The following is a 12,568-nucleotide window of genomic DNA, read 5'->3' as shown; positions in this document are numbered from 1 at the left end:
ATAATGAGAAAGACGCTAAAAGAAACTAAGCTTTAATAAAATTCTTCAATTTTTTCTTTTCTTATTTCTTCGTTTTTCTCTTTTCTCTTTTCACACGCCTTGAATAAAAAGATTCAGCGAAAATTTGAAAGAAAAATATCTTAAATTCTTTTTTCTTGGACATTGCAATTAACGAACTAGGGGAGACGACGTTCCCTGACCCTGAGTCCCGACGGGACGTTAGGGACTGGCACGTAGCTTGCGTATGCGAGCGAGTGACAGAAAGGGAATGTGTCGTAGACCAAGCGAGGGCGTAAGTCCCGAAGCGCAGCGTTTCGTCGCTGTTATGCGACGTGAGCTCTTTCTTCCTTAATTTCTTTTTCTATTGCTTTTTGAACAAATTGATTTAAAGAAATTCCTTCAATTAACGATTTTCGATATGCTCTTCTGTGAAGTTCAGTTGGTATTCTTACATTAAAAGAACCTTTAAATGATTTTTCTGGATCTTTTTTTGCTTTTATACATAATTCTAGATAGTCATTAACCGATTCGATGAACGCCTTTTTGATTTCATTTACAGATTTTCCCTCAAATGAAACTAGATCTTCAATTCCTTCGATTTTTCCATAGAAAATTTCATCTTCCGAGTCAAAATGCACTGAACCAAGATAACCTTTATATTCCATTAGATCTTTCATTCTATATATCCTTCAGATTTTAGTTCATCTATAATTTGATGAATTTGGTATGATTTTAATATATTTCCAGGATGCGGTTTGTGGAGCCGAATTACATGTTTTCCTTTTTCGTGTATCCATGCTACCCTTGAGCCTGAAGATTTTCCTGAATTGTCTTCATTATAATCAAAACCATTTAAAAGTTTTCTAAGTTCATCATATGTGAAATCTTTAGGTTTAGATAATATTCTGGCTAATATTTTATCTTTTTTGGACACTTACTCTTAAATTACAAATAGTAGATTAATTTGCAACTAAAAAATAGTTGCTGTTGATTACTTTTTAAATATTTTTAATTTTATAATTCTCAGTTTTGTTTAATTTTTTGTAAGAAAGTAAGAATTTTGCTCATGTCGTATAACGAACTAGACTAACCGACGTAGGCTGGCCCTGAGTCCCGGAACGGGACGTTAGGGATTGGCACGACGCTTGCGTAAGCAAGAGGAGTGACAAAAGCCTATGTGTCGTAGACCGAGCGAGGGCGTAAGTCCCGAAGTGAAGCGGTTAGTCGCTGTTATGCGAAGATGCGAATTTTACTCTAAATCATTTATTTTCGCTCTTTCGATAATTCTGATCATTATATGAGTATATTCATTTGGGCTATAACCAGTTCCTCCACCTCCTAATGTACCAGAAGCGTGTGTGAAACGATATAAACCTGCAGTGAATAATCTATCAAAAATACTGTCATTAAAGGCAATATCAAAGTTATTTAATTTTGGAAGCCTTAACAAATCTACCAATGGAGATTTTTCTATTACGTTCAAAATTAATTCAAATTCTTCTATTTTTATTTTTTCTTCAATAAATTCAATTAAAGCTACTGAAATTAAGTTTGATTTATCTATTTCATGGATTTTATCCAATAATAATAAAATATTTGAAGAGATTAATTCTTTGATTTTTGAATCGGAATTTATCTTTTTAATAAATGATTCTCTATCTTTTGTTTCAACGATTGATAAATTATGGAGAAATTTCAGAATTTTCTTTAGATAAAGTTTATCTCTTATATCGAGAACCGATTTTCTAGCTGATAGAAAAGTGGAAAGAATAGGAATATCTTTTATAATACCTTCAGAAAGATTGAGGTCGATTAATACTTCACCTAAGTTGACTAAGCTTTCCTTGTCTATGGAGTTGAAAAAGCTATTTTCATCAATTTCTAAATTCATAGTGTTTCCTTGATAGATTTGAGCATTTTCGCATAACGAACTAGGGGAGACGACGTTCCCTGACCCTGAGTCCCGGACGGGACGTTAGGAACTGGCACGGAGTTTGCGGATGCAAACGAGTGACAGAAAGGGAATGTGGCGCAGCCCAAGCGAGGCCGTAAGAGCCGAAGCGCAGCGTTTCCCCGCTGTTATGCGCTGGCCATTATGTAATGATCTAGTTTAATTATCAATAATTTCTTTTTTATAATCTTCCCAACATATATTTCGCATACTCTGATTAAATTGAATTTCCATTTTTTGTTCGAAAGGTTTTTCAATTTTGTCACAATAAATTTTGCAATTTAGATTTATTACACGACTTATACGTGGGTTAATATAAACATTCCCTTCCAATTGAATTGAATCTTTTGCGTGAATATTTGCAATAGTAGAAGATATTGTGATTTTGTTTTTGCTAATTTTTAATTCAATTTCATCCTTTGAGGAGATAGTTGGTATTTTGCGATAAGTACTTGAATTATACTTTTCTGGTTCAATAGGTTCGTCTCCATTTTGAATTATATCAATATCTTTGTCCAATATATCAATTTCTATTTTGATATTCTTAGCTTCGCTGTTGCCGGAATTTTCTAATATGAAATGAATTTTTGAAAACTTAAAATTAAAATTAGAATAAGAATATAGCTCCCAATAATACTTTCTATTAACACTGAATGCTAAAAACATTTCTTCTTTTTCGAAATAACTTGGAATTTCATCTAATATCAAATACGGTTGAGTTTTGCATTTAATTTGTGTGCCAAGATTATTTTCTGATTCCGGGTCAAAAAATGCTAAATTTAATATTGGATTTTTGTTCTCTTCCTGAAGTGAGAGGCCCATTTTACTGATTTCGTCTATACTTGCCTCAGCAGTAGATGAGCCTCTTTTGACATAGACAACTTCGGGCTTTAGTATCCCAAAATTTTTTTTAAGGTAAATTGGTCTATCTTGAACAGGTATTCTAAATATTCCAAAAGTAAGATCTTGATAGGTGTAAGTTTCATAACTAAATTTACATGGTCTATTTGTTTTTGAGTTTAATATTTGTTGAAAAGTTGCATCATCAATATGATCAGTAATTCCAAATAGTGTATTTGGTTTTATATTGTTTTCTTTTATTCCTAGAATTATAAAAGCATCGGTTTTTCTCCATGAATTTGCCATTGCGACTATATCTTTCACAAATTCAGATTTTTCATCTTCAGATGATTTCGAAATTTTATATTGATCTCTCTTAAAATCTAGGGATTCGCCTTCAGAAAGATATAGAAATTGTTGAAAAGTGTTATCGTCCATATTGAATTTTTAGCTTATTTTTAATGGCTTGCGCATAACGAACTAGCCTTAACGACGTAGGCTGACCCTGAGTCCCGGAACGGGACGTTAGGGACTGGCACGTAGTTTGCGAATGCAAACGAGTGACAGAAAGCCTATGTGCCGCAGGCCGAGCGAGGCCTAGTGCCGAAGCGAAGCGTTAAGTCGCTGTTATACGCCGTAAACTAAAACTCGATAATTTTGAAAGCATTTTTAGTATAATTTTTCCATAAGAAATTACTTAGCCTATTAATTAACCTCCGAATTAACAAACTATAAAGATTAAACGTCAAGATAACATAGAAGAGGGAAAGTAAGGTTGAGTTATAAATCTCTTTAAAAATAGAAAAATTGAAATGATTTGAAATAAGAAATATTAAGATTTGCAAAAAGGAGTAAGAGCTCAAGTCCCACAGCTTTATTTTCATTCCTGAAATGCCTAAAATTTCAATTTCTCTACCTTCTTCTTTTTCTTTCTTCGCTTCCGATTTTCGCTGATCAAGTATATCAAAATTCCGTTTATTTCTCTCTTGTATTATGGTCGTTTTGCTCCCAAAAAAAATGTATTCTAGAAAGAGTGACATATCAAGTAAAGTTCTATATAGTTCTGTTAATTTTTTCTTTTTATAAAATTTGTAACGAATTGTTAACCCAGAAATAAGTTTTGTATTTCGAAAGTGGTAATTTAAAAGATATTGAATTAAATTTTGAGCATTTTTCGGACTGTCGTCTAAGAAAATCTGATTTGAAAAACTATCATAGTAAAAATCGGTTATATTCATATTGAGAGGGTATTTTTCATTTTCTCTCTTTTGGAAAGTATCTGAATATTTTCCAAGATTTTCCCCTAATAATCGTTTCCAAAAGTTTATTTCAATTGTTATTTTTTTTAGAGAAGATGCGATTGAATTCTCTTTTTCTGAAATCCTAAATCTAATAATGGTTTCTAAGTTTTGATCTTCAAAGATAGTATTTGGTCTAAAAGCATTTGGATACTTAAAAATAATAATTAGATTTTTTTCTGCACCATCGTAAACACGAGTTTCTATTGAATCATTTTCTATCGCAGAGAAAAAACTTTGTAATTTATTTATATTAATGGTCATTTTCAGTTTATGGCGTATAACGAACTAGCCTTAACGACGTAGGCTGACCCTGAGTCCCGGAACGGGACGTTAGGGACTGGAACGACACTTGCGTATGCAAGGGGAGTGCCAGAAGCCTATGTGTCGCAGACCAAGCGAGGCCGAAGTGCCGAAGCGAAGCGTTAAGGTGCTGTTATATGCAGTGCCCTTGGCTTGATTTTGATTTGTTACCTATTTTTTTTCTCTAAGGAATTTAATAGTCCAAATTTGAGTCAAGCTAAGCAACAAGTTTTGTAAAAAGATCTTCAGTAGGAGGATCCTTCCCAAATTTGATGTAGACAATGTCAGGTACTTTGAATTCGTCAACTTCTTCTCGAAGAATCATAGTTTGATTACAGATAGGACAAGATTTATGTATTTTGTGAGACACGTCATCAAATTGCAGGTCAGGATTGTTGTTAATAGCTTCTAATTGGAGATTAAGGTTATATAGGCTGTTAACGATAAGATATTTTTCTTTAGAAGCGGAGCTGTAGAATCCAGAATACCGAATAGATTTAATGTTTTGAGGAATGATGTGTTTGATGTAACGATTTACGAATTCATCGTTAGAAAAAGAGAAAGTTTTATCTTTTTTATGAATTTGTGTGGAACCATTTATTAAAAATTCAACCTGATTAAGATCGAGAGCATTTCCTTTTATAGTTTTTGAAAGGTAGTCAATGATTGGAAATGGGGAGTCATATTTATTAGAAATGAAGATATTCTCATTATGGAAATTATTAATGTTTTCTTTGAACTGAATTCCGAGTTCAGGATTCTTCTTGTAAAGATTGATTAATTCTTTTTTGAGTATATGATTATATACAGAATTAAAATTATCTAGTTTGAATAAAGCCTCATCAAGAAATAGAAGTTTGTCCTGTTTCTTTGATAGAGTAATCGAATTAAGAATAACATGAATATGAGGGTGAAGTTGGTATTGATCACCGTGCGTATGTAAAACAGAAATAAAAGCCGGAGTAGGAGTAAGATCGAATGAATACTTAATTAAAGTATGAATTGTTTTTGAAGAAGCTTCAAAGAGTATTTCTATAAAGTCTTTGTAATGAGTTAAAATGTAAGGATATAGAAAAGAAGGTAACTTAAAGACCAAATGATAATGCGTAGAGTTAGTAACTTTTTGTTTTGTATTAATGTTCCAAATTCTTTTGTTCTCTGATTGACAAGTAGGACATGATCTATTGTTACAGGATTCTCTCATAAAGACAGAGAAGTGTCCAGTTGGACAAGAGTAGACTCTTCCCTTCATAGCATTAGTTCTACAAAGAGACACAGCAGAAACAACCTTCTTAACATGACTGGGTAAGTTGGAAGCTTGTATCTTTTCTATTTGGTTATATAGAACTTGTTGGAATTCGTTCATAGTATATTGTTCTAGGGCATTGCATATAACGAATTAGACTAACCGACGTAGGCTGGCCCTGAGTCCCGGTAACGGGACGTTAGGGACTGGCCACGACACTTGCGTAGGCAAGGGGAGTGCCAGAAGCCTATGTGTCGCAGACCAAGCGAGGGCGCAAGTCCCGAAGCGCAGCGGTTAGTTGCTGTTATGCGAAGGTTTGGGGAGCGACACGGACGTCGCTGTTTCTAACCAACTTTTATTCCCAGAATATCCAATGGGTTAGAATTGTTTTTTAAAACAAAGAGCATCCTTTGAGCCGGTCCTTGAGGAGTATTTCTGCCAGATTCCCAAGCTTCGACAGTTTTTTCAGAAACGCCTAATGTATTTGCGAAAACGGACTGTGTGAGATGCAATTTAGTTCTAATACTCTTAATGTCTTTTCCTTTATAATTTGGAAGTTTAGGAACAGAAATTAAAGTTTGTTTTAATGGGCTAGTTGAGTTTCCGTCGGAATAATCTATAGCTTCATTTAAACCTTTTTTCAGGCTTTTAAACAATTTACTATTTGAATCATTTTTCATAACTTTTTCCTATTTTTTCTAAGTGATTCTTTTAAGACTAAAGTCATTTGACCTAAAATTTTAAGTTCTGCTTTTGTGAGATTTTCACTTTCATTTTTTTCGATTAAAGTTATTAAGAATAGAATTTCAAATTCTTCTACATCGAGATAGAAGACTCTGATTCCTGAACTTTTTCCAAATCCCTTCTTATTCCATCGAATTTTTCTGATGCCGTTTGTTTCTTTAATTACAACGCCAGATTTAGGATTTTCCAAAAGGTGATTCTGGAATTCTAATAGCTCTTGATCATCTAATTTAGCTCTTTTCCAAAATTTGTCAAAATCAGGAAGATGAATAAATAACCTTTTCAATAATTAAGCATACCCTACTGAATAGGGTATGTCAAGAAAGAAAATGTCATCTTATCTTCTAATCCGCCACAGGAAGTGGCGGAATCTTTCCCCAAACTTTCGCATAACGAACTAGGCTACTCGACGTTTCCCGACCCTGAGTCCCGCCGGGACGTTAGGGACTGGCATGGAGTTTGCGGATGCAAACGAATGCCAGAAGGGAAATGTGGCGCAGCCCAAGCGAGGCCGTAGTGCCGAAGCGAAGTGAGTAGCCGCTGTTATGCGCAGTAATTCATGTAAAGAATTAAGCTACAGACTTAATTTTCTTACTTTTTTCGTTTTTCTTTCTAATTTCTTTAAATGACTTAATATCGTTAATTTTTGATTTAAGCTTATGGGTTTCTAATCTAATATCATAATCATTTTGAAGCCCGATCCAGAACAAAGGATTCAGTTCAAAAAATTTGCCCAATTTTATTGAAATAGCAGCAGTAATACTTCTTTTACCGTTAATAATATCTGAAATGTTTGATTCAGGAATTCCTGTTTCTTTTGCAAGGCGATAAGCCGAAATTTCTAACGGAATAAGAAATTCTTCAGATAGAATTTCCCCAGGATGAACATTGATAAAAGTTTCTTTTTTCATATAGGACCTCCAAATTAATTAATGATAATCTACAATTTCAACATCGAAGACATCACCATTATCAAAACTAAAACAAATTCTCCATTGATCATTGATTGAAATAGCAAATTGGCCTTTTCTGTCTCCATCCAAACTATGAAGTTTATTTGAAGGAGGAATTTTTAATTCCTTAATATCTTTTATGTTATTCAACATTCCTAATTTCATTTATGCTTTCCTTTGCAATTCAGGAGGAAATTTCTTAGAGAATTTACCTTTCCAAAGGGACTGAGTTTCCTTGTCAGCAAATGATTTGATCACTTTTTATATTACTTATCATTTTGGTAAGTAATGCAATCATTTTTTTGAGATCCGTTTAATATTTTTTTTCCTTTACCCAAGTCCTAAGGCATACATTTGAATTATTGCGCATAACGAACTAGGGGAGACGACGTTCCCTGACCCTGAGTCCCGACGGGACGTTAGGGACTGGCACGTAGCTTGCGTATGCGAGCGAGTGACAGAAAGGGAATGTGGCGCAGCCCAAGCAAGGCCGTAAGTGCCGCAGCGCAGCGTTTCCCCGCTGTTAGCCGAAGTTTCTGGTTTCCAGATATCAATTTTCTTGCATCAACAGTTTGATTTTTTCAAAACCGCCTTTTAAATTGAAAGAGTATAGACAATACTCATTATCTTCGGACAAAATCTCTAACTTTCCTTCATTTAAAAGAAGTTTGATCATTGAATCAAAATATGAATCGACTGCATTTCCTTTGCAATTAGTTTCGTTGCAAGCCTTATAATGATTGCTAATAACAACCTTTTTCATTATGCGATTTTTTCTAGATTCAGTTAGCTTACATCCTTCGTTTTGAAACTGATGATTATCGTAAATTTTTGTACTGTCCACAATGTAATAGTAGTTGTATGAAGCTTTATCTGGACTTAAAGGATTTCCGCACCAAGTTTCAAAGACATATGGTGGAAAAGTTTCAGATCCAAGAACGGGGTAACCTGCTGTTAAATAAATTAATCCGTAATATATATTTAGGAAAGATAGACCTGTTGCAATTATAAAATCTGCAAGAAGTGTATATAATAGCGAATTTGAACTTCTTGGGTAAGACTGTCCTTTTGCATAGTAGTTGCATGCTTCATAGCCAATAGCCTTTTCTTTATTATTTAGGTAAACATTTCTAGAAATTGTGACTAAACAGGCATTTAAATAAAATGCAGAAGCTAAAGTAATAATTAAAGCATTTATTTTTTTCATTTAGTTATATTTTCAGAAATTTCGGCTAACGAACTAGACTAACCGACGTAGGCTGGCCCTGAGTCCCGAACGGGACGTTAGGGATTGGCACGACGCTTGCGTAAGCAAGAGAAGTGACAAAAGCCTATGTGTCGCAGACCGAACGAGGGCGTAAGTCCCGAAGTGAAGCGGTTAGTCGCTGTTATGCGCAGTTTTTTGTATTCTAAATAAAAGATACTTAAATTTATTTCAAGAATATATATTCTCAAATTATTTCTTTATACTAAATATAAAATTTCCAAAATAAATTCATACTTTTGTTAATTTTTCATTTATTATAATTACTTTTTTTAATCCATCAGTCAATGAAGTCGACTATTTATGCTGAAGTATTTGCGATGATTCTACTTTGATATATAAAACATAAGAATATTATTTTTTTTAAAAAAACTATTTAATTCTGCGGAAAATTCTAATTATTGTATTTTTTTTGTTTCTTGTTATTTATTGTATTACAACAATCTAATTCCAATTTCTGAAAATTTAGAAATTATTTTATTAGAAAATTTAATTAAATCATTTCCGACTAAAGTAATTGTTTGCTCCCATGGATGACCAAACCATAAATTATTGAAATCTTTTGTAATAAAAATATAATAATCACCATTAGGGAATATAGGAATCAACCATTCGTCAGATTTGTCATTTCTATCCATTATATTTCTTGGATCAAAGTCGTATGATTCATGTTGCCAATCTAAAGCATACATTCTTTCATTTGGTTTTGTAATATTCTTAAATAAATCTGAAGCAATATTTTCAAATTCAGTATTATTGAACGTCTCGTGATAACATTCTGAAATATCAAGTTTTAATTGTGGATTTATTTTTATTATTCCAGGAAACTCAGATACACTCGGTTTGAACTGATATTTTTCTTCAAATTTATCCCAAACTGAATTTGATTCTTTTGAATCTAATTTTTTCCAGTCTTTCATTCTATTATTTCGATTTTTAATTTCATGGGTTTAAAAAATTGCGCATAACGAACTAGACTAACCGACGTAGGCTGGCCCTGAGTCCCGGACGGGACGTTAGGGACTGGAACGACGCTTGCGTAAGCAAGAGGAGTGCCAGAAGCCTATGTGTCGCAGACCGAGCGAGGGCGCAAGTCCCGAAGCGAAGCGGTTAGTCGCTGTTATGCGAAGGCCAATTACTTATCACGTAATCTTAAGCATAAATGTATTGTAGCTAAATATAGATAAAATATCCAACTCAGCCACGCTGGGCCGTAGTCATCTCTTTGTTTTGCATTGTTATGTCTTACTGCAAAATTATTTGCTATATGGAATAAATCATTTTCATCTTTAGTTAATAATTCTGTCTTTACGGTCGGTCTTAAAAACTCTAAAACATCTGCCAATTCTCTTAATGCATCTTTTCTATCATCAAAGTTTGAATGTCGATCCCTATACTTTTTTATTGCTCTTTCCATTTTTATCTTTATGGATTTAGATTCATTTTCTTTTGCAGGAATAGAGGCTTCTGTTAATTCCTTTAAGCCTGGCGTTAGTAAAAGAACAATTTCACCAAAATTGTTTAATTCATAGCCATCTGAGTAATCATTTAGCATTGGATTAATATCTTGTCTAAATTCTTCCTGGCCTGAAATTGCATTGAATGAATTATAATGGTATCCGCAGCCTGAATAGGAATGATAGTACCCATCGACTGGTTTTGAAATGCAATCATGCATAAATTCAATCATGTCAAAGAGAAAATCTTCATCAAGTTTGTCTAGATTGTCGATTAAAGGCCATTCAACTTCTCTTCTTGTCTTTCTGAATATATATTCACTAATATCATTTCCTGCTTTCCCAGGGACATCCCCTTGATCAACACAATAGTATCCGAAAAACTCTTGGTAATAATCTTGTTGATAATATTTTTGAAATACACTTTTAAAGGATCTTTTTAGACCATTTAAATCGAATTTCGCATTAATTCCTTTTCTTTGTGACCAGTATTTTTTTGTCATATAATTTTATTGGCTTTCGCATAACGAACTAGACTAACCGACGTAGGCTGGCCCTGAGTCCCGGAAACGGGACGTTAGGGACTGGAACGACACTTGCGAAGGCAAGGGGAGTGCCAGAAGCCTATGTGGCGCAGCCCAAGCGAGGGCTCGTCCCGAAGCGAAGCGGTTAGTCGCTGTTATACGCCGTGCTTTATTTTTTTAATCAAAAGCTGCTTCTAAGTCTTCCTTTGAAAATTTAATAATATTAATTTCATTATCTTTTGTTTCTCTAGTATTAGAATCTTTATGTGCATAATAGAATATATATTTATTTTCAGATTTTAAATTAGAAATTTTTTCGATATCTTTTTTTAATTTATTATTGTTATGAATATCAACGGTTGAAAATACTTCGGCTATGATTCCTTTCTCTTTATTAACTATATCAAATCCGCTCTCGGTTTGGCAGTTAACTTCATAAATATCCTCTCCAAATTTTTCCATAAGATACCTCAATGCTAAGAATGTCACGATGCTTGTGAACGTTTGATTTATTTGCTCTATAAGATTTTCTTCTCTAAATCCTGATCCAAGAGGATCATAGCCTAATTTTTCGTACTTAAGTTTATAAAAAAAACGCAAAGGATCTTCAATAATATAATTGTGAATTTTTGTTTGGGCAGCTTCTAATTTAATTTTAATTCGCTTTAGGTTGTTTTTTATATGAAAGAAATTATTAGAGATTATAGGATAATATGTTTCAATGACGATTCCGCCAAGATGAGCTTCCTCGGCCCAGCATTTTATGTTTTTTATAAAACAAATATGGCCACTTTCTTCCTTATACTCAATAAGAGAATCTTTAAAATTTGCTTTGAAGCCTCCTGTAAAAGCAGTATTTGAAAAAATTAAGGGTCGTCCATCTTTTGAAACGGATTCGCTACTACAATTCTCGCATACATAGTTTGGATAGCGTTCACTAGGGTCAACTCTTGTCTTGCAAATTTGACATATTTGATTTTCCATATTTCTCCTAATTTTTAAAGCATGGCGTATAACGAACTAGACTAACCGACGTAGGCTGACCCTGAGTCCCAGCGGGACGTTAGGGACTGGCACGGAGCTTGCGTATGCAAGCGAGTGACAGAAAGCCTATGTGTCGCAGACCAAGCGAGGGCGAAGTCCCGAAGCGCAGCGGTTAGCCGCTGTTATACGTCGTCTGAAACTAAGCCGAAAGTTTTCTGTTTTTAATTGATATTTCCATATCTAATGCATGGCATACTTTCAAAAATGTAGATAAGTTGCAATTAACGCCATTTTCAATTTTTGATAGTTGCTGTTGAGTAACATGTGCTTTTTTCGCTAAATCAGATTGTGATAATCCCTTTTTTTCTCTCAAAGATTGTAACTCAATAGAGATATTAACAAGTTCTTTCTCTTCCTCAAATTTTTCCTTAAAAGATCTACTTTTTAATTTAGTATCTAAATGATTCTTTAACGATCTCATAAATTTAACTCCTTTAAGTTTTTTTCAGTATATTTTTGTAAGAAAGTTTCTCTTCTTTTAATAGCTTTGCTAATTTCAGCTTTAGGAACTTTTTCTGTATTTTTAACAAATTGATTTGTAAGTATAATATAGTCTTTATAACAAAAGAAATATAAAATTCTAATCTGCGATCCAGAAAGTTTAATTCTTAATTCATGAATTCCATCAATTAAAAGATCTGCGTATGGTCTAGGGAGATTTGGGCCTAACTCAGCAAGTTTATCTAACCAAGCGAATATTTTTGCCTGGTTTCTTTCATCCTTAGAATTTATGAAAATCTCAATTTCGGAAGGTATATCCTTTTTTTCCGAAAAATAGAGAATTTTCCATTTCTTTTGCACACTTGACATTACATCGAAAATGATGTAATGTCAATCCTTATTTAAAGTTTTGTATTTATTTTTCAGATGTCGTATAACGAACTAGACTTAACGACGTAGGCTGACCCTGAGTCCCAACGGGACGTTAGGGACTGGAACGACAC

The 12,568-nt window shown here is 33.6% G+C and carries 15 protein-coding genes and 1 pseudogene; all 16 read right to left on the bottom strand.

Annotated elements, in window-relative coordinates; all coding sequences use genetic code 11:
• Positions 1 to 323: 323 nt before the first annotated feature.
• The 16 genes and pseudogenes from EHR07_RS02095 to EHR07_RS02020 all read right to left on the bottom strand — a co-directional run bounded on the left by EHR07_RS02095 (position 324) and on the right by EHR07_RS02020 (position 12,425).
• A complete protein-coding gene (locus tag EHR07_RS02095) occupies positions 324 to 677 on the bottom strand; it encodes a type II toxin-antitoxin system HicB family antitoxin (protein WP_100721525.1) in 354 nt (117 codons plus the stop codon).
• A complete protein-coding gene (locus EHR07_RS02090; protein ID WP_135743553.1) occupies positions 674 to 934 on the bottom strand; it encodes a type II toxin-antitoxin system HicA family toxin in 261 nt (86 codons plus the stop codon). The genes EHR07_RS02095 and EHR07_RS02090 overlap by 4 nt, the downstream gene beginning before the upstream one ends.
• Before the next feature lie 315 nt (positions 935 to 1,249).
• Positions 1,250 to 1,891: a hypothetical protein gene (locus EHR07_RS02085; RefSeq protein ID WP_135638054.1), complete on the bottom strand. Its 642-nt coding sequence runs from the start codon at positions 1,889 to 1,891 to the stop codon at positions 1,250 to 1,252.
• Positions 1,892 to 2,110: 219 nt separating this feature from the next.
• Complete coding sequence (locus EHR07_RS02080; RefSeq protein WP_135743552.1) at positions 2,111 to 3,229, bottom strand: AlbA family DNA-binding domain-containing protein; 1,119 nt, start codon at positions 3,227 to 3,229, stop codon at positions 2,111 to 2,113.
• 203 nt (positions 3,230 to 3,432) lie between these two features.
• Positions 3,433 to 4,353: a hypothetical protein gene (locus EHR07_RS02075; protein WP_135743551.1), complete on the bottom strand. Its 921-nt coding sequence runs from the start codon at positions 4,351 to 4,353 to the stop codon at positions 3,433 to 3,435.
• A gap of 256 nt (positions 4,354 to 4,609) precedes the next feature.
• Positions 4,610 to 5,758, bottom strand: a complete 1,149-nt coding sequence (locus EHR07_RS02070) for an IS91 family transposase (protein ID WP_135743550.1) — start codon at positions 5,756 to 5,758, stop codon at positions 4,610 to 4,612.
• 224 nt (positions 5,759 to 5,982) lie between these two features.
• Complete coding sequence (locus tag EHR07_RS02065; RefSeq protein WP_135743549.1) at positions 5,983 to 6,318, bottom strand: helix-turn-helix domain-containing protein; 336 nt, start codon at positions 6,316 to 6,318, stop codon at positions 5,983 to 5,985.
• Positions 6,315 to 6,668 (bottom strand): type II toxin-antitoxin system RelE/ParE family toxin, encoded by a 354-nt coding sequence (locus EHR07_RS02060; RefSeq protein WP_135743548.1) that lies wholly within the window; start codon positions 6,666 to 6,668, stop codon positions 6,315 to 6,317. The genes EHR07_RS02065 and EHR07_RS02060 overlap by 4 nt, the downstream gene beginning before the upstream one ends.
• 283 nt (positions 6,669 to 6,951) lie before the next feature.
• The gene (locus tag EHR07_RS02055) at positions 6,952 to 7,293 is read right to left on the bottom strand and encodes a HigA family addiction module antitoxin (protein ID WP_135743547.1); all 342 of its coding nucleotides are present in this window, start codon (positions 7,291 to 7,293) and stop codon (positions 6,952 to 6,954) included.
• An 18-nt stretch (positions 7,294 to 7,311) separates the two neighbouring features.
• Positions 7,312 to 7,593, bottom strand: a pseudogene (locus EHR07_RS02050) (type II toxin-antitoxin system RelE/ParE family toxin).
• A 292-nt stretch (positions 7,594 to 7,885) separates the two neighbouring features.
• Positions 7,886 to 8,542: a hypothetical protein gene (locus EHR07_RS02045; RefSeq protein ID WP_135743546.1), complete on the bottom strand. Its 657-nt coding sequence runs from the start codon at positions 8,540 to 8,542 to the stop codon at positions 7,886 to 7,888.
• A 491-nt stretch (positions 8,543 to 9,033) separates the two neighbouring features.
• On the bottom strand, positions 9,034 to 9,519 hold the full coding sequence (locus tag EHR07_RS02040) for a DUF2716 domain-containing protein (RefSeq protein ID WP_135743545.1): 486 nt from the start codon (positions 9,517 to 9,519) through the stop codon (positions 9,034 to 9,036).
• A gap of 215 nt (positions 9,520 to 9,734) precedes the next feature.
• Entirely contained in the window at positions 9,735 to 10,559 is an 825-nt protein-coding gene (locus EHR07_RS02035; RefSeq protein WP_135743544.1) for a hypothetical protein, read from the bottom strand.
• Between the two features lie 198 nt (positions 10,560 to 10,757).
• Positions 10,758 to 11,564, bottom strand: a complete 807-nt coding sequence (locus tag EHR07_RS02030; protein WP_135743543.1) for a hypothetical protein — start codon at positions 11,562 to 11,564, stop codon at positions 10,758 to 10,760.
• A 199-nt stretch (positions 11,565 to 11,763) separates the two neighbouring features.
• Positions 11,764 to 12,045, bottom strand: a complete 282-nt coding sequence (locus EHR07_RS02025) for a helix-turn-helix transcriptional regulator (RefSeq protein ID WP_015675632.1) — start codon at positions 12,043 to 12,045, stop codon at positions 11,764 to 11,766.
• Positions 12,042 to 12,425 carry a type II toxin-antitoxin system RelE/ParE family toxin gene (locus EHR07_RS02020; RefSeq protein WP_135743542.1) on the bottom strand — a complete coding sequence of 128 codons (384 nt, stop codon included), beginning with the start codon at positions 12,423 to 12,425 and terminating at the stop codon, positions 12,042 to 12,044. The genes EHR07_RS02025 and EHR07_RS02020 overlap by 4 nt, the downstream gene beginning before the upstream one ends.
• Positions 12,426 to 12,568 lie beyond the last annotated feature (143 nt).

It is taken from the genome of Leptospira bandrabouensis, assembly GCF_004770905.1.
Classification (GTDB): domain Bacteria; phylum Spirochaetota; class Leptospiria; order Leptospirales; family Leptospiraceae; genus Leptospira_A; species Leptospira_A bandrabouensis.
This window is presented reverse-complemented; position numbering and strand designations above follow the sequence as displayed.